Source organism: Acidithiobacillus sp. 'AMD consortium', from assembly GCF_008926505.1.
In the GTDB taxonomy this organism is placed as follows: Bacteria; Pseudomonadota; Gammaproteobacteria; order Acidithiobacillales; family Acidithiobacillaceae; genus Acidithiobacillus; species Acidithiobacillus ferridurans.
Map to the genome: position 1 here is coordinate 2206466 of NZ_CP044411.1, position 16060 is coordinate 2222525.

The following is a 16060-nucleotide window of genomic DNA, read 5'->3' on the forward strand; positions in this document are numbered from 1 at the left end:
ATGGCATTTGTAGGCAGTCCCGGCTGGTCTTCCGGCCCGCGCTTCGGCAGTGCGGTCCCAGAAACAACGGCCCAAGTTTGGGGGAGCCTGTCATGCTCACGGCAAGCCGGCATGGATTGAGTCCTGTCCGACGATGACACGAGGGGGTTACGAGACGCTATGGAAACCGACACCAATCCGGCAAAAGACTTTCCGCACCTGCATCATGTCAAAGCCATCGGTCAGCACGACGATCTGCTCGCCGCGGTGCGTGCAGCGATTGCGCCTCATGCACCGGATTTGCCGGACACGGCGTTCTCCTGCCGGCCCAGCAGCCAGGGAAACTATCAGGCCGTCACGGTGTCCATCGAAGCCAGAAGCCGTGAACACCTGCTCGATATTTATACGTCCGTCAGAGCGATTGACGGCGTGATTCTCTGCTTATGAATGCGCCCATACTCGTTCGTTTCTGGCCGGGGCTGCTGCCTTACTTCACGGTACTGGACGCCATGCGCGAATTCACCCGCCAGAGGGACGCCGACACTCCCGACCAAATGTGGATTCTCCAGCATCCTCCTGTCGTCACCCTCGGTCGCAACGCCGACGCGGCTGATGTCCTGGACCCTGGTCCCATTCCGGTGATTCGCAGTGATCGGGGTGGCAAAGTCACCTATCATGGACCGGGACAATGGGTGGTCTATCTGCTTATCGACCTGCCGCGCATGGGTATCAACGTCCGTACTTTGACCACCGCCATGGAACAGTCCGTCATTCGTCTGCTCCAGCGGCGCGGCATCGAAGCCCATGCGCGGCGCGATGCCCCGGGCGTATACGTGGGTAATGCCAAAATTGCTTCCCTGGGCCTGCGTATTCAGCGCGGTCGCAGTTACCACGGCCTCAGCCTCAACACGGAGATGGATCTGAGTCCGTTCCAGCGTATTCATCCCTGTGGCATGGCGAATCTCGCGGTCACCCAAGTGCACGATCTCTGTCCGGACTGGCCAAGTCACGATGTTGCCGAAGCCCTGATGGCAGAGCTGTCCGTCAGCCTGGACCGCCCCTTAAAAAAAGGAGGGGCATGAACATGGACCCCCAACTCCAGGCAAAAAAAGCGGCTCGTGGTGCCGACAAAACCGCACGCAACCCCATACCCATCATTCCGGCACATGCAGAACGCCTCCCCAAGCCACAGTGGTTGCGGGTACGATCGCCCTTATCCCCCGAGGTAGACCGACTCAAAAAGATCCTGCGTGACGCGGCTCTTCATACGGTCTGTGAAGAAGCCTCGTGCCCGAATCTGGGAGAGTGCTTCGGCGGTGGAACGGCAACCTTCATGATCCTGGGGGACATCTGCACCCGCCGCTGCCCCTTCTGTGATGTGGCGCATGGCCGCCCCGAAGCACCCGATCCCCTGGAGGCCGTCCATCTTGCCCGGACCGTGGCTAGCATGAAACTACGTTTTGTCGTCATCACCTCCGTCGATCGTGATGATCTGCGTGACGGAGGTGCCCGTCATTTTGCAGAGGTCATTTCGGCACTGCGCGAACATTGTCCGGAACTGCACGTGGAAATTCTCGTACCGGATTTTCGCGGTCGGGTGGACAATGCCCTGGCCGCATTTCGGGAGACTCCTCCCGATGTATTCAATCACAACCTGGAGACCGTGCCGCGCCTGTACTTACAGGCCAGGCCGGGTGCAGATTACCATCACTCGCTGCAACTGCTCGCCGCCTTCAAGGCACAGCATCCGCAGGTCCCCACCAAGTCCGGGCTGATGCTTGGTCTGGGCGAGGAACTCGATGAAATCCGCGGGGTGATGCGTGATCTGCGGCAGGCGGGATGTGAATTGCTGACCATCGGGCAGTATCTGGCACCATCTCGCCATCATCTGCCGGTGGCGCGTTTTGTACCACCAGAAGAATTCCAGCAGTTGCAGCGGGATGGCATGGCCATGGGATTCCGCCACGTCGCCAGCGGCCCGCTGGTGCGATCTTCCTACCATGCCGAGCGTAGTTTTCATGAAATAGGTGGCGACTGAACGGGGTCGGAGGGATGCTGTTACGCTACACCACCTTGTTGACCCTGGTTTCAGCGCTTCTGCAACCGCCGGGTGTCCTGTTCGTTCTCGCCGCCCTGGGCTGGCTGGCAGAAATCGTGGGCTGGCGCTATCTGGGCCGGGTGCTCATACTCCTCGCGCTGGGCACCCTCTATTTTTTCTCGACTGCGTTAGGCGCACGGCTTCTCCTGCTGCCTCTGGAAGACCGCTACCCACCCCTGACCAAGCCCCTGCACGGAGCCGACACTCCCCAGGCGATTATCGTGCTAGGGGGCGGAGAGGTCATGCAATCGCCGGGGTCCAATCAGGAAACGGCGAATGCACGCACCCTTGTGCGCCTGCTGGCGGCAGCTCAACTCGCCCGACAAACCGGGCTTCCCATCATTCCCAGTGGCGGCGCCCCGCGTCTCGGCGCCCCAGCCGAGGCGCTCACCATGGAGTTCATCCTGCGCCAGGATCTGGGCGTACAAAGCCCCATCTGGCCGGAAACCCAGTCCTACAATACGGCAGCCAACGCAACAGACAGCGCGGCAATATTGGCCGAACACCATGGCCACCCGGCCTACTTGGTAACCTCCGCGCTCCATATGCCGCGGGCCGTCGCATGGTTTCGCCGCGCTGGCGTGAAAGTGATCCCCGTGCCCACCGACTACCGTCTGGACCGGGTGAACGGACTCCGCCTGGAGAGTTGGCTGCCGCGCGCGATTTATCTCGAAATCAGCAGCGAGGCGAGTCATGAATACCTCGGACTTCTTTGGCTCTGGATTCAGGAGCAGGGAATCGGGGGTGGCCACTAGTTCCAAAGCCCCCGAGGAGGGAACGAGATGCTACGGCTTCTGATCGGGGAAAGTCACCTGAACATGCAGATGTTCCTGATCTGCGGCGCTAGCCAGAGGTAAAGGCGGCGGTACCGCGGCGCCATTCGCCGATGGCCCGTAAGGAGCGTACGCGTAGGGTGTTGCGGGAAGTGCGGCAGACAGCGTTGCATAGCTCGGTGCGTCGACCCCGATGGGAAGTGCCACGGTGTTATGCTCAGCCACAATATGCCTGACCATACCCCAGTCGATATGCTCATCGATCCGGTTCCGCACCATGAAAGACTTGATCGCCATCACGGCCCGCTGCAACTCCGGAATACCCTTTTTGTGGTAGGCATACATCGGTTTGTATGACTGCAGATAGACCTGCCCGTCGCGCACACCCACCAGGTTGGGCTGATCGATGATCCGTACTGGGGTGCCCACCGGAACCATCGGGAAGAGTTGTGCGACATTCTCCGGGAACATCTGAAAACACCCCTGGCTGGCCCGCATGCCAACTCCCCAAGGGTGGTAGGTACCGTGGATGAAAATACCGGAGAGTCCGGTCTCCATCGCCAGTTCACCCATGGGGTTTTCAGCGCCGGGTGGCCAATACCAGGGGATATCCATGTGAAATTTCTTCTCGAACCACGCGTGGATATTTTTGGGTACATTCCACGCAGGCATTTTATATTTGGCGATAATCCGCGTATCCGTCAACGCCTCCTTCCAGCCCGGCAGAAAGACACCGACGGGATAGGTGTATACCACTCGGTCATTCACCGGAAAATAGTAGATCCGTCGCGCCGGAATATCCACGATGATCCCGGTCCAGGGCTTTGGCGGTAAAATATACTCGGCAGGAATGACCACCTTGCTGGCCTCGCCAGGAAGCCAGGGATTGACACCAGGGTTGGCCGCCGTTACCTGATTGTAACCGAGGTCGTAGAAACGCCCGATGTCGAGAAGGGTATCGTCTCTGTGGGTGGTTACCGCCTCGAGCGCCCCGACAACATTACCCTGGGCGGGCAAGGCATAGACACTGGCATTGGCTACCGTCACACCACATCCCATGAAGGCTGCCAGAAACCAGGCACCTAACTGTTTTTGCATGACTTATTTTCCTGTTCGCGGCTCGCTGAAAAAGCAAGAACGCCATCCGCCGCGCACGCGCGTTGGCAGCGTCCTCTATTATCGCCATAATCATAAAGTAAAAGGAGGTCTGTATGGAATCGCCACACCTGGTTTTTCTGAGAAACGCAGTGCGCGGCCAGACCGTTCCGGTCGTGCCATTACGCGATGCACTGCACCGTCTCGATCATATGCTGACCGGTTTGGCTGGCGATCTGCATATCCCCTATGCAGGCCCTTATGTCGGTCTGGGACAAATGACCCGGCAACACCAGTTGTGTATTGCCGAGCATCAGTGGTCGGCGCAGGAGCGCGGCTGGGGCGTCGCCATCTGCATTAGCCACCCCGTTCACGGCTGGCGCGCAGAATGGCGGCTGGCCACAGTAAGCCGCGAACGTCTCCCGCTCATCGTACAGGCTTTGCCTGCGCTGTTCGCCGGCTACGCGGCGGCTGCGGACACCTCCTTGGCGGCGCAGCGCCCCAGCACGAAGCGCATCCATGAAATTGCCGGGATCTTCGCGCATTGACAGTGCCGTTAAAACGCCTAACTACCAGTCAGAATAGCGGCAAAGAAGCAACACTACGTTTACCCTGAAGCGAGATTCCTGCATGGAATTGCCCACCGGCAGCCTGATTATTATAGCCTTTCTTGTATCCCTGGTGGTGCTGACCGGGGTATGGAAGGCGTCGCGCGGACGGAAACCTCTCAGAGTTCCAGGTTTGCAGCGCGAGGGCAGCGGAAGTCCGGCGCCGACCGCATCCCCCGTCAAAAGCAACCTGGCCAGCACCGTAACAGCGGCATCCCCCGTGCAGGTCGATGAAATCAGCATTCTGGACGAGGTGGATATTTATCTTTCCTATGGCCACCTGGAACAGGCTGCCACATCCCTCAGCTGGTACGTGGATCACAACCCAGACAATGCCCAGCAGATGCGCAGGCTCCTCGCGATCTATCGTGAAATACCGGATATCGATCATTTTGTTGAACGGTTGGAACAACTCACCGAGTCACACACCATTCCCGATGCGGAAGCCAGGGATCTCGTTTTGCAAGGGCTGAAACTGGATCCACAGAACCTACAACTACGGGTAACTGCAGAGAATTTGGGGATGAGCGGCGCGCAAATTGCGGCTGTCCTCGCGCACGCCACCCTTGCGCCACCACCGACGGAGTCTTCCGCGCTCGCCGGTGCGCAGAGGGAGTTGCAGCAATCCATCGTCAACCCGGAATCACTAGATCTGTCCGGATTTATGCCTAGACCAGAGATGCTATCGTCCGGGGTATCCCAAAACGGTCCTACCGGGGAGGGCCTCATACTGCTCACCGGGCCCGATGATATTCTGCCGCTGGACGAGGAGGAATATGGGGTAGTAGCTAGCCTGGTTTCGCCGCTCCTTGCCGCACACCATCTGCTGGCGTGTCACCAATATCCTGAGGCCGAGCGACTGTTACGTCGCCAACTCATTCTCGATCCCCGCAAGCTCATTCTCCATGTCACCCTGCTGGAACTGCTGTACGACCAGCAGCGCTGTGCCGCCTATGCCGAATCCCTCCTGCAGCTCTATATCGCCCTGTGGGGCGCTGGTAGCGATCTGCGAACGCGATTGCTGCAACAAGGCCTGCGCCTGGGTGAACACAACCTCTGGGTAGCCCTTGCCGGAAGTGACGGAAAGGAGCAGGTTCTCGCAGGGCTGGCCGAGAAATACGGGCTGTATCTGCCGATCACCGCCATACCACTGAGCAGCCCCCCACTGGTGACGGAAGAAATTCACCGTGATCAGCTGGTTACCGAAAAGGACAGTGAAGATAGCATTATCGAGGAGTTCAACATGCTTCTGGACTACGGGCAGGTGAACGAGGCGGTGGACCTTCTGGAGAAGGCCATAATGGCGCAACCTCGGCATGAGGTTTACTACGGACCGCTTCTCGAAATGTACGAACGGATGGATGCCCGCGAGCGATTTTCCCGTTTCGTCAAATCCATTCTCACGACGGACATGCAGCCCAGTGAAGATATCATGCGCCAGATGTTCAGCCTGACTGAACGCCTCCAGCGTTACCCGCAACGACAGATCATTTAGGATTTGATCATGACGACAAACCCCTCCAACAGCGGTAGTATCCTCGTCCGCAGCATCGGGATGGATGCACGCAAAGAAGCCGTCTTCCGCATGGCTTTCAAGATGTTTACCCGGCGGCATTATCAGTTGCTGGACGCCGGTGACGCGCAAACACCCGCAGTGATCATTATCGATGTGGATGGTATGGACGGTATGGCCATCGCGCGTCGGTTGCATGGAGAACAACCGGAACAACGTATCCTGCTGACCAGCGTTTCCGCACACCCTGACAGTATTTTCCCGGTACTACGGAAACCCATACGGATGGAAACCCTGTTCCCCGCACTGGAGCTTCTGCTGATCGGTGGCCCCGCTCCGGCAAAGCCGGCAGAAAGGAACAGCGCGACAGTCATGCCCATCCGGCCCGACGTCGCGATCTCTTCGCCATTCGCGTCCGTCGCGGCACCACCTGCGGCCAAGCCAGCGTCGGCACCTGCTCCCAAACCGGCCGCAGCGCCAGCCGTCGCACCTCGCCCGACACCCCTGCTACGCGCTGAAGACGTACGTCATTTCAACCCTCAGGCTGGGCTGCTGGGACTTTTGCAGATCGTCCGCCGCGACCAGTCGCCAGCCATCATCGTGGATGATCGGCAGCAGGTTATTCTGCGCTTGGACCCGGTGACAGATCAGGCTATTCTGCTGACGGACGACGCAACCCTCAAGTCCCTGGCCCAGGAGGAGCACCCACGGCTGCAAATACGCGCCCCCGCTGACACGGATATCCCTGCCCATGCGTCTGTACGGCATCTCACCCTTCCATCCCTGCTCTGGCAAGTGGGTGCGTGGGCTGCTGACGGGCGCCTCATTCAGCAACTGCAGATCAACGCCCCAGTCCAACTGAAGCAGTGGCCCAACCTCACGCGCCTGACCATGTTGCCTGACGCCTTGCGCCTGGCGGCGTTTCTGGCCCGTTCTCCGGCGTCTCCGGCATTGACGGTGAAGATGTTGCGCGTCGTGCCCGCCGACCTCTTCAACTTTCTGGCGGCCGCGGATAGCCTGGGGTTGTTGCGCTATAACACGGCGGAAAACCCTGACAACCGCATCCGCCCTGCATCCGCGAATGCGCCGGAGGCTGCTGAAATACCTGCAGCAAAACGGAGCTTTCTGGGCCGTCTCCTTGCCCGCATTGCAGGGCTGTAAGACGCGACCGGGATTTTTCTCCGGTAAAGATTAAAAGATCCTATGTAAGGAGCCGTATGGTGAGAGAAGACAATAAAATTATTTTTACCGGTCCTGTTGGCGTAGGCAAAACAACGGCCATTGCGGCATTGTCGGATATTCCGATCATCTCCACCGATGCCCAGGCCTCGGATATGACGCTGAATCGCAAGGGTCATACCACCGTCGCGATGGATTACGGTGTGTTGAAGCTGGATGAGGGTACCAAAATTCACCTGTATGGCACTCCGGGTCAGGAACGTTTTGACTTCATGTGGGATATCCTCACCACCGGCGGCCTGGGCCTCATTCTGATGCTCGACAACACCCGCCCCAACCCCAAAAAAGACCTGCATTTTTTTCTTCATGCCTTCAAGGACTTCATTGTCGATGTCCCGGTCGTCATCGGGGTTTCGAAGACGGATATCCAGACGCAGCCCCAGATAGCCGACTACGTCGACATGCTCCCGGAGGCGACGGCGGACCTGCGGATGCTCAATCCCATTCCTCCAATTTTTGAAGTGGATGGCCGCAACAAGGACGACGTAAAGAATTTGGTCATGGCACTGCTGTACTCCATTGATCCGGGCATCGGAGGTTAGTGATGAGTATCGAACTGGTCGCCACGAATGCGGACATTTACGGTGAGGTGACGCCCGCCGGGGCTTTTTATGCCACCTCCAGTCCGCATCAGGACGAAAACCGGACCACCCTCCTCCACGTTTTACGGCAAGGACACCGGGCTCCCTTCAGCGCCAGCACCGCACAGCACTGGACGCAGGCGGCGAGCGAAGAGGAAGCCCTGCGCAGCATCTTCCGCCTGCAGCGACTGGGCATGTTGCGGGGCACGGCACGTCCGCGCCAACGGGAGGATCAGCGGCTGGAAGACGCCTTACCGCCGCTCCTCGCGCAACTTTCGGATATACAGAAAACCCTCCTCGCCGATGAAAACGGCTTTTATCTCGCGGCATCGGGCTACACCCATGAAGCCGCAGAAGAACTCGCCGGGCTTTCGGCCGATCTGCTGTCCCTGCAGTCCAGACACGACCGTCTGCTGAAAAACAACCTCCGCGTCAACACCGAAACCTGGGGTTTGATCGATCCGGCGGGGCGCTCCGAACTGGGATTCTGGCCGTTATTTATCGGTCAGCAACATTTCATGCTCGTCATCAGCGGTACCCCTCGCCTGCAGGATCAATCCTTCGTTACACTGGTGCAGGACCTGGATACACGTTACCGCTAACACAACCTCTTTTTCACAGACCCCGATTTTAATTCAGGAGAATAAAAATGCGTGAAGAAATGCTCAAATCCATCCTCAGTGACCTGAACGGGTCTTCTGCGGACATCGAGGCCTCGGCCGTGATTTCCACCGACGGCCTCACCATCGCCTCACTGCTTTCTTCGACCATGGACGAAGACCGGGTAGGGGCCATGGCGGCGGCGATGCTTTCCCTGGGCGACCGCACCGCCGTAGAGCTGGCGCGGGGTGAACTGGAGCAGGTCATGATCAAAGGCGATAATGGCTACGTTCTGCTCATTCATGCCGGCCCGGATGCGGTCCTCACGGTCATAGCCCGAAAAGAGGCGAAGCTTGGGTTGGTCTTTCTCGACGCCAAGCGGGGAGCTGCGGGGATCGCCGAACTGCTTTGAAGCCGTCGGGGTTACGCAGACTTGCGGACACCCTTCACAGGGCTGGCCGCGTTGGGCCATAATGCGCAAAATATCTGCCCGAGACCCCTATGACTTTTCAGGAAATCATCCAGCGGCTGCAAGGCTTCTGGGCCGATCAAGGCTGTGTTCTGCTCCAGCCCATGGATATGCCGGTAGGTGCCGGAACCTTCCACCCCGCCACCTTTTTGCGGGCCATCGGCCCAGAACCATGGCGGGCTGCTTACGTACAGCCCTCCAGGCGCCCCACGGACGGCCGTTATGGGGACAATCCCAATCGTCTCCAGCACTACTACCAGTTTCAGGCGGTGCTCAAACCGAACCCGGTAAACCTGCAGGAACTCTACCTCGAATCGCTGGCGGCCCTCGGTATCGATTCCGGGGTCCAGGATATCCGGTTCGTCGAAGACGACTGGGAGTCACCAACCCTGGGGGCCTGGGGGCTGGGCTGGGAGGTCTGGCTGAATGGCATGGAAGTCACCCAGTTCACCTATTTCCAGCAGGTGGGCGGTCTGGATTGCCATCCCGTGATGGGCGAGGTCACCTATGGTCTGGAACGACTGGCCATGTACCTGCAGGGCGTCGAAAGCGTCTATGACCTTGTGTGGACCCCGAACGTACTCTACGGGGACGTATTCCATCAGAACGAAGTGGAGCAATCGCGCTATAATTTTGAACTGGCGCCCGTAGAAGACCTCTTCCAGCGCTTCGACCAGGCGGAAAAAGACTGTCACGCCTTGCTGGCAGCCGAACTCCCTCTACCCGCCTACGAACGGGTGCTGGACTGCTCCCATACCTTTAACCTGCTGGATGCACGCCATGCCATCGGCGTCAACGAGCGCGCTCGATTCATCGGCCGCGTCCGGACGCTGGCGCGAGGTGTGGCCGAGCACTATGCCGAGGCCCGTGCCGCCCTCGGTCACCCCCTGCTGAGGAGCCGAGATGTCAGCGCCTGAAGATCTCCTGCTGGAACTGGGTTGTGAAGAGTTGCCGGCGCGGGAACAAATGCCCCTGCAGGACGCCGCGACCAGGATCATAGGCCAACTGCTCGATGCGGCCGGATTGCAGTTTGGGGGCATTCACGGCTATGTCACACCGCGACGGCTCGCTCTCTGGATCAAAGACGTCTCCCGACAGAGCCCGCCGCAGGAGACCCTGCGCCGCGGTCCCCTCGTGGCGCGCGCCCGTGATGCGCAGGGCAGGCCCACGGCGGCGGCGGAGGGCTTTGCCCGCTCCTGTGGGGTCAGCCTGGACGACCTGCTCATCCTGGAGACCGAAAAAGGCCCCGTCCTGGCTTGGCGGGAGGTCGGCGCAGCGCAGGATAGCCATGCTCTGTTACCCGAGATCGCCAGCAAACTGGTCACCAGCCTGCCCCTGCGCAAACGCATGCACTGGGGGGATCGTTCTGACAGTTTCCTGCGTCCGGTACGCTGGCTTTTGCTGCGTCAGGGCAGCCAGGTGCTGGACTGGAATATGTTTGGTCTGGATGCCGGCGGCGAGAGCTTCGGGCATCGCGTCCACCATCCCCAGACGGTGCAGATCAACGCCCCTGCCGGTTACGCCGGATCCTTGCTGCAGGCAAAGGTGATGGTGGATTTCGCCGGACGCCGCGCGCACATTTCCGGTAAAATGGCCGCCCTGGCAGGCGAGATGGCCGTCACTCCGATCCTGCCGGAGGCATTGCTGGACGAGATCACCGGACTCAACGAATGGCCAGTCATTCTCGCTGGCAGCTTCGCCGCGGACTATCTGCGGGTGCCCGAAGAAGCGCTGATTACGGTCATGATGCAGCACCAGCGATATGTCCCCCTGCGCGGTCAGAATGGGCGCCTGGTGCCCCATTATCTGTTTGCGGCCAACCTCCACAGCCGGGATACGCAGGTCGTCATCGATGGAAATAACCGGGTACTGCGTGCCCGCCTCGCGGATGCTGCCTTCTTTTGGGATCAGGATCGCCAGATCTCCCTGCAGACACGACGGGCCGCACTTGACGGGGTGCTGTTTCAGGATGGCCTCGGCAGCATTTTCGATAAGACGATGCGTCTGCAAGAGCTTGCCGCAACCCTCTCACCACAGTTCGCGGTGGATGCGGGTGACATGTACCGCGCCGCGGAACTCTGCAAAAGTGATCTGCTCAGCGGTTTGGTGGGCGAGTTTCCGGAATTGCAAGGCATCATGGGCGGCCACTACGCCCGGCATGACGGGGAAAACAACCACGTTGCCACAGCCATCGCCCAGCATTACCTGCCCAGTGGGCGCGACGATGAAATCCCGGCGGATGCGCACGGCCAGTGCCTGGCTATCGCCGACAAGCTGGATACCCTCTGCGGTTTTTTTGCCATCGGCAAAGTACCTACCGGGGACCGCGATCCCTTTGCCCTGCGCCGCGCGGCGCTGGGGGTGCTGCGAATCGTGCTGGATGCCGGAGTGCCCCTGAACCTGGATGAAGCGGTAACCCACACGCTGGCCGCTTACGGTGGCGCCTTCGCCAGGAACCGGACGGAGATACGGAGCGCGGTGCTCGACTTCTTTCAGGATCGGATGCGGGTCTATTTCCGGGAGGAGGGCTTCCGCGCCGACCAGATCGCCGCCGTGCTCAGCCGCCAGCCCCACGAGCCATTGGACGCACGCCAGCGTCTCGAAGCCCTCGCCCTTTTCCAGGCTGAGCATGCGGCGGCAGATGCCCTCGCCGTACTGATCAAACGGATCAACAATCTGTTACGCAAAGAAGTGATCTCCGGCGACCGGCCCATAGATCCCCAATACTTTATGGACCCGGTAGAGAACACACTCTGGGACTACTGGCAGGCCCTGGAGCAGCCCCTCCATGCGCAGCTTGCGGAACGTCGCTATGCCGCGGCCCTCGGGCTGCTCGCAGGCCTGCGTCCCGCTGTCGACCAATTTTTTGATGGGGTCATGGTCCTGGCCGAAGATCCGGTGCTGCGCCAGAATCGCCTGGCACTGCTGGCCCGGCTTCAGGAAGCGTTCCTGCGCATTGCCGACTTCTCGCAGTTGCAGGGGGCCTGATGGGGCAGATCGTCATTCTGGATCGTGACGGTGTGATTAACGAGGACAGTAACGCTTATATCAAATCGCCCGCAGAGTGGCGCCCCATCCCGGGCAGTCTGGAGGCCATCGCGCGACTGAACCGTGCCGGTTACCAGGTAGTGGTGGCCACCAACCAGTCTGGTGTGGGACGGGGGCTTTTTGATATCCGCACCCTGATCGCTATCCACCAGCGCATGCGTCAGGAACTGGCCGCCGCAGGCGGTCGGATCGATGCCATTTTTTTCTGCCCCCATGCTCCGGAGGCAGCATGCGCCTGCCGCAAACCGGCGCCGGGTCTGTTTCAGGAAATACAGGAGCGGCTGCAAATCTCGCTGGAACAGGTTCCCACCATTGGTGACAGTATGCGCGATCTGCTCCCGGCACAGGAGGCGGGCGCACGACCCATGCTGGTACTGACGGGGAAAGGTCAAGACGCGCGCCTCGAAGCGCGGGCCGCAGGCTTTCCCATCTTCGCTGACCTTACCGCGGCGGTACACGCCATTCTCGGCACACCATGATACGCACCATCCGCAGCGCATTGTTCTATGGGGGCTTTGCGATCTGGACGCTGATCTGGGCTATTTTCAGTCTAGCCGTAGCACCATTGCCGCTGCCGGCGCGGGTCTGGGCCAGTCGTTTATGGGCGCGCGCCGGCGTCGGCTGGCTCCATTGGAGTTGCAGCCTGCGTTATCGGGTTTCCGGTCTCGCCAATATTCCCGCCACACCTTGCGTCATCGTCGCCAATCATCAGTCGGCGCTGGAGACCCTGCTCTTTTGGTGCATCTTCCCGCAACTCTCCTTTGTACTGAAAAAGGAACTCTTCCGCATCCCGGTGATCGGCTGGGGCCTGCGTTTGGCCTGGCCCATCGGGATCGACCGCAACGGGGGCAGGGAAGCCCTGCTGCAGGTGATTGAACAGGGGAAACTCCGGCTGGCTGCGGGCTTTCATGTGGTCATTTTTCCGGAAGGCACCCGCCACCCCTGCGGCACAGTCGGCCCCTTCAGCAGCACCGCTGCCGGGCTGGCCATCCGGGCTCAGGTCCCCCTTCTGCCGATCGCTGTGAATAGCGGGTGTTTCTGGCCGCGTACAGACTGGCGAAAATGGCCGGGGATCGTCGAAGTGCATATCGGCCCCGCGCTACCCCCCGCAGGCAAGGCTGGGTCCCTCAACCAGCAGGCGCACGACTGGATTACGGCTGCAATTGCGGAGATGGGGACGAGGCCTGCCGCAAAAGCGCTTTGACCAGCGTACCAGCGATATCCTGCCCCGTAACAGCTTCGATGCCTTCCAGACTGGGGACAGGGTTCACCTCCAGCACCAGAGGCCGCTGATCTTCAGCCAGCATAATATCTACTCCGGCAAAGCTCAGGCCCAGAGCAGCCGCCGACCGGCGGGCAATGACGGCAAAATCTTCGGGCAGATCGGGCAATGCCGACGCCCGCCCCCCGCAATGCAAATTGCTGCGAAAATCCTCGGCAGATGCCTCCCTGCGCATGGCCGCAATGACCTTACCGAACAGTACGATCACGCGGATATCCTGGCGCCCGCTGAGAAAGCGCTGCGCCATCGCCTCGTGCTGCAGATGGAGGACGGTATCCAGCATGCCCCGAGCAGCGGCAGGTGTATCTGCCAGACTGACACCCACCCCCTGCGAGCCGCTGAGTAATTTTTGCACCAGCGGCATTCCCAAGGAGGAGACCGCCAGATCGCGCTGTCCCGCCTGGGTGAAGTAGGCGGTCTGCGGTACGGCAACGCCCGCCGCCACCAGGGCCTGAAGGGAGGCGAATTTATCCCGGGAAAGCTCCAACGCCCCCGCACTATTGAGGCAGCAACTCCCCTCCCCCGCAAAATAACGCAGCAGACGCGCTCCCAGGTTCGTGATTGGAGTACCCACCCGTGGAATCACCGCCGCACAGGGTGCCAGGGGAGAGGATCCATAATAAAGCGCGGCCTGCGTGTCGTGTAGCATCAGCAAACACTGTTCAGGCTGAAGCAGGACCGGATCGGCGCCCGCAGCGACAACCGCATCCAGCAAGCGGCGGGTCGAATAGAGCTCCACATGGCGCGAAAGAATGGCTACGCGGGGCACCGCAACCATGCCTAGGCTACATCCTCATGGAAACTGAGCAGGGGCAACTCGCCGTGCCCGATGGATCGCTCGATGAAACCTGCCCGCCCCGGCGACCGCTGCTCCAGCGCTGTCCTTGCCAGGGCGGGCGCAGCGCTGATCGCGGCAAAGAGTACCTCCAGTTCCCAGGGATCGACCCGCAGCGTGCCAAAGGGATTATCCCGCGTTGCCGGACGCCAGAAGAGATTCGGCAACCATCCTTTGTTGCGCACTGCGGGGGCCAGATAAAACGCGCGACAACGTGCGGCTACCTCCGCCGACGCGGGAATCGAAATCACATCCTGGTTTTCCATAATACCCCTTTCAAGTCGTTGCTGATGCGGGCCGCCACCCACGGCGACGATCATAAAGCCATTTACTTGGCAACGGAATCATTGTGGAGCATAATAGTCAACTATTCGCATGGATGTACAATGTGTTCCACAGTGTATTCCGGTTAAGCGGCTTGATGCCCAAGGAGTCAATCTATGAAAGACGACAACAACAGCACGCAACAGGGCGTGGCAGGTCACGGCGCCTTTTTTCAGGACACGAATCTTTCGGCAAATGAGGCGGAAACGGCTACGGCCTGGGTGCGCAGCCATGTGGATCGCCGCACCGTCGATCTGGGCGAGCGCATGGACGACATCCGCGACCACATGTGGGAACTGGAGAAGGAAGGTGAGATCATCGTCCACCGCATCAACCCCGAACATCGTGCGGAAGCGGTGCAGACCCTTTACGGCTGGGATAAAAAGATCCCCACCAATAACCTCTGGCACCACAAGAGCTGCGGGCAGTGCGGCAACATCCCCGGCTATCCCACCAGCCTCATGTGGTTCATGAACAAGCTGGGCATCGACTACCTCGACGAGACCGACCAGACCTCCTGCACCGCCTGGAACTACCACGGCTCCGGCATCGGCAACGTGGAGTCCCTGGCCGCCGTTTTCCTGCGCAACTTCCATCAGGCCTACGTCTCCGGCAAGCAGCACGGCTTCGAGAATGGCCATTTCTTTCCCCTGGTGCACTGCGGCACCTCCTTCGGCAACTACAAGGAGATCCGCAAATACCTCATCGAGTCCGCCGAACTGCGGGAGAAAGTCAAGAAGATCCTCGGCAAGCTGGGACGTCTGGTGGACGGCAAGATCGTCATCCCCGAGGAGGTGGTCCACTATAGCGAATGGCTGCACGTCATGCGCCACCGTATCGCCAGCGAGTTGCAGACCATCGACATGAGCAACATCCGGGTCACCGTCCATGCCGCCTGCCACTATTACAAGATGGTGCAGGAAGACGCCGTCTACGACAACACCGTGCTCGGTGGTAATCGTACCGCCGTCGGCACCTCCGTCGCCCAGGCCCTGGGCGCCCAGGTCATCGACTACTCCACCTGGTACGACTGCTGCGGCTTCGGTTTTCGGCACATCATTTCCGAACGCGAGTTCACCCGCAGTTTCTCCATGAACCGCAAGATCAAGGTGGCGCGGGAGGAGGCCAAGGCCGACGTCATGATCGGCATCGACACCGGCTGCATCACCACCCTGGATAAAAACCAGTGGATCGGCAAGGCCCACGACATGAATTACTCCATGCCCATCATCGCCGACGTGCAGCTCGCGGCCCTGGCCTGCGGCGCCGATCCCTTCAAGATCGTGCAGTTGCAGTGGCATGCTTCGCCCTGTGAAGACCTGGTGGAGAAGATGGGCATCAGTTGGGACAAGGCCAAAGCCGACTTCCAGGATTATCTCAAGCAGGTGGAACAGGGTAACGTGGAATACCTCTACAACCCCGAACTGGCCACCAATCAAAACATCAATATGAAGATGGCGTCCGCCTGATTCAGTTTGATGCGCAAAATGACCCCGCCTTTGCGCGGGGTTTTTTGTTTTTGCACGGAATCTATCCGGGCATGGAATACTTCAATCGACAAAAGCCTCCCCTCCGGACATGTTTTTCGGGTATGCTTAGGCACGCCCGCCACGACA

Annotated in this window: 18 protein-coding genes; 15 read left to right on the plus strand and 3 right to left on the minus strand. The window is 60.0% G+C overall.

The features are described 5' to 3' along the window. The first annotated feature begins 159 nt into the window (after positions 1 to 159). The 4 genes from F6A13_RS11445 to F6A13_RS11460 are packed head-to-tail and all read left to right on the plus strand — an operon-like array spanning position 160 to position 2832. On the plus strand, positions 160 to 426 hold the full coding sequence (locus tag F6A13_RS11445) for a YbeD family protein (protein WP_113526469.1): 267 nt from the start codon (positions 160 to 162) through the stop codon (positions 424 to 426). Beyond that, entirely contained in the window at positions 423 to 1061 is a 639-nt protein-coding gene (lipB, locus tag F6A13_RS11450; protein WP_113526468.1) for a lipoyl(octanoyl) transferase LipB, read from the plus strand. The genes F6A13_RS11445 and lipB overlap by 4 nt, the downstream gene beginning before the upstream one ends. Positions 1062 to 1063: 2 nt before the next feature. Beyond that, positions 1064 to 2017, plus strand: coding sequence for a lipoyl synthase (lipA, locus tag F6A13_RS11455; protein WP_113526611.1), 954 nt, complete (start codon positions 1064 to 1066; stop codon positions 2015 to 2017). Between the two features lie 14 nt (positions 2018 to 2031). Then, on the plus strand, positions 2032 to 2832 hold the full coding sequence (locus F6A13_RS11460; protein ID WP_126604319.1) for a YdcF family protein: 801 nt from the start codon (positions 2032 to 2034) through the stop codon (positions 2830 to 2832). A 30-nt stretch (positions 2833 to 2862) separates the two neighbouring features. On the opposite strand, the gene F6A13_RS11465 is transcribed toward F6A13_RS11460, so the two are convergent. After that, positions 2863 to 3948 carry a L,D-transpeptidase family protein gene (locus F6A13_RS11465; RefSeq protein WP_113526466.1) on the minus strand — a complete coding sequence of 362 codons (1086 nt, stop codon included), beginning with the start codon at positions 3946 to 3948 and terminating at the stop codon, positions 2863 to 2865. Between the two features lie 113 nt (positions 3949 to 4061). Between F6A13_RS11465 and F6A13_RS11470 the strand changes: the two genes are divergently transcribed. From F6A13_RS11470 to F6A13_RS11515, 10 genes are all read left to right on the plus strand, one after another. Then, positions 4062 to 4493 (plus strand): hypothetical protein, encoded by a 432-nt coding sequence (locus tag F6A13_RS11470; RefSeq protein ID WP_113526465.1) that lies wholly within the window; start codon positions 4062 to 4064, stop codon positions 4491 to 4493. An 82-nt stretch (positions 4494 to 4575) separates the two neighbouring features. Further along, positions 4576 to 6048, plus strand: coding sequence for a hypothetical protein (locus tag F6A13_RS11475; protein ID WP_113526464.1), 1473 nt, complete (start codon positions 4576 to 4578; stop codon positions 6046 to 6048). A 9-nt stretch (positions 6049 to 6057) separates the two neighbouring features. Beyond that, positions 6058 to 7227 (plus strand): response regulator, encoded by a 1170-nt coding sequence (locus F6A13_RS11480; protein ID WP_113526463.1) that lies wholly within the window; start codon positions 6058 to 6060, stop codon positions 7225 to 7227. A 56-nt stretch (positions 7228 to 7283) separates the two neighbouring features. Next, on the plus strand, positions 7284 to 7847 hold the full coding sequence (locus tag F6A13_RS11485; protein ID WP_197722473.1) for a GTP-binding protein: 564 nt from the start codon (positions 7284 to 7286) through the stop codon (positions 7845 to 7847). A gap of 2 nt (positions 7848 to 7849) precedes the next feature. Further along, positions 7850 to 8488 (plus strand): roadblock/LC7 domain-containing protein, encoded by a 639-nt coding sequence (locus F6A13_RS11490; RefSeq protein ID WP_113526461.1) that lies wholly within the window; start codon positions 7850 to 7852, stop codon positions 8486 to 8488. Positions 8489 to 8535: 47 nt separating this feature from the next. Then, positions 8536 to 8898 (plus strand): roadblock/LC7 domain-containing protein, encoded by a 363-nt coding sequence (locus tag F6A13_RS11495; protein WP_113526460.1) that lies wholly within the window; start codon positions 8536 to 8538, stop codon positions 8896 to 8898. Positions 8899 to 8987: 89 nt separating this feature from the next. Further along, positions 8988 to 9872, plus strand: a complete 885-nt coding sequence (gene glyQ, locus F6A13_RS11500; protein ID WP_113526459.1) for a glycine--tRNA ligase subunit alpha — start codon at positions 8988 to 8990, stop codon at positions 9870 to 9872. After that, entirely contained in the window at positions 9859 to 11943 is a 2085-nt protein-coding gene (gene glyS / locus F6A13_RS11505; RefSeq protein WP_126604320.1) for a glycine--tRNA ligase subunit beta, read from the plus strand. Before glyQ ends, glyS begins: the two co-directional genes overlap by 14 nt. Then, positions 11943 to 12482, plus strand: coding sequence for a D-glycero-beta-D-manno-heptose 1,7-bisphosphate 7-phosphatase (gene gmhB / locus F6A13_RS11510; protein WP_113526457.1), 540 nt, complete (start codon positions 11943 to 11945; stop codon positions 12480 to 12482). The genes glyS and gmhB overlap by 1 nt, the downstream gene beginning before the upstream one ends. Further along, positions 12479 to 13207, plus strand: coding sequence for a lysophospholipid acyltransferase family protein (locus tag F6A13_RS11515; RefSeq protein ID WP_113526456.1), 729 nt, complete (start codon positions 12479 to 12481; stop codon positions 13205 to 13207). Before gmhB ends, F6A13_RS11515 begins: the two co-directional genes overlap by 4 nt. Here the strand turns inward: F6A13_RS11515 and F6A13_RS11520 are convergent. Next, positions 13155 to 14063, minus strand: coding sequence for an ATP-grasp domain-containing protein (locus tag F6A13_RS11520; RefSeq protein ID WP_126604321.1), 909 nt, complete (start codon positions 14061 to 14063; stop codon positions 13155 to 13157). The two genes, F6A13_RS11515 and F6A13_RS11520, sit on opposite strands and share 53 nt — an antisense overlap. Positions 14064 to 14065: 2 nt before the next feature. Next, positions 14066 to 14386: a hypothetical protein gene (locus tag F6A13_RS11525; protein WP_113526454.1), complete on the minus strand. Its 321-nt coding sequence runs from the start codon at positions 14384 to 14386 to the stop codon at positions 14066 to 14068. 174 nt (positions 14387 to 14560) lie between these two features. Here F6A13_RS11525 and F6A13_RS11530 point away from each other — a divergent pair, with 174 nt between their 5' ends. Continuing rightward, positions 14561 to 15913 carry a heterodisulfide reductase-related iron-sulfur binding cluster gene (locus tag F6A13_RS11530; RefSeq protein ID WP_113526453.1) on the plus strand — a complete coding sequence of 451 codons (1353 nt, stop codon included), beginning with the start codon at positions 14561 to 14563 and terminating at the stop codon, positions 15911 to 15913. The last annotated feature ends 147 nt before the right edge of the window (positions 15914 to 16060 follow it).

Bases quoted from the DNA above. Each gene is read 5' to 3' on its own strand.
- F6A13_RS11445 (WP_113526469.1), top strand. From the start codon at position 160: ATGGAAACCGACACCAATCCGGCAAAAGACTTTCCGCACCTGCATCAT.
- lipB (WP_113526468.1), top strand. From the start codon at position 423: ATGAATGCGCCCATACTCGTTCGTTTCTGGCCGGGGCTGCTGCCTTAC.
- lipA (WP_113526611.1), top strand. From the start codon at position 1,064: ATGGACCCCCAACTCCAGGCAAAAAAAGCGGCTCGTGGTGCCGACAAA.
- F6A13_RS11460 (WP_126604319.1), top strand. From the start codon at position 2,032: ATGCTGTTACGCTACACCACCTTGTTGACCCTGGTTTCAGCGCTTCTG.
- F6A13_RS11465 (WP_113526466.1), bottom strand. From the start codon at position 3,948: ATGCAAAAACAGTTAGGTGCCTGGTTTCTGGCAGCCTTCATGGGATGT.
- F6A13_RS11470 (WP_113526465.1), top strand. From the start codon at position 4,062: ATGGAATCGCCACACCTGGTTTTTCTGAGAAACGCAGTGCGCGGCCAG.
- F6A13_RS11475 (WP_113526464.1), top strand. From the start codon at position 4,576: ATGGAATTGCCCACCGGCAGCCTGATTATTATAGCCTTTCTTGTATCC.
- F6A13_RS11480 (WP_113526463.1), top strand. From the start codon at position 6,058: ATGACGACAAACCCCTCCAACAGCGGTAGTATCCTCGTCCGCAGCATC.
- F6A13_RS11485 (WP_197722473.1), top strand. From the start codon at position 7,284: ATGGTGAGAGAAGACAATAAAATTATTTTTACCGGTCCTGTTGGCGTA.
- F6A13_RS11490 (WP_113526461.1), top strand. From the start codon at position 7,850: ATGAGTATCGAACTGGTCGCCACGAATGCGGACATTTACGGTGAGGTG.
- F6A13_RS11495 (WP_113526460.1), top strand. From the start codon at position 8,536: ATGCGTGAAGAAATGCTCAAATCCATCCTCAGTGACCTGAACGGGTCT.
- glyQ (WP_113526459.1), top strand. From the start codon at position 8,988: ATGACTTTTCAGGAAATCATCCAGCGGCTGCAAGGCTTCTGGGCCGAT.
- glyS (WP_126604320.1), top strand. From the start codon at position 9,859: ATGTCAGCGCCTGAAGATCTCCTGCTGGAACTGGGTTGTGAAGAGTTG.
- gmhB (WP_113526457.1), top strand. From the start codon at position 11,943: ATGGGGCAGATCGTCATTCTGGATCGTGACGGTGTGATTAACGAGGAC.
- F6A13_RS11515 (WP_113526456.1), top strand. From the start codon at position 12,479: ATGATACGCACCATCCGCAGCGCATTGTTCTATGGGGGCTTTGCGATC.
- F6A13_RS11520 (WP_126604321.1), bottom strand. From the start codon at position 14,063: ATGGTTGCGGTGCCCCGCGTAGCCATTCTTTCGCGCCATGTGGAGCTC.
- F6A13_RS11525 (WP_113526454.1), bottom strand. From the start codon at position 14,386: ATGGAAAACCAGGATGTGATTTCGATTCCCGCGTCGGCGGAGGTAGCC.
- F6A13_RS11530 (WP_113526453.1), top strand. From the start codon at position 14,561: ATGAAAGACGACAACAACAGCACGCAACAGGGCGTGGCAGGTCACGGC.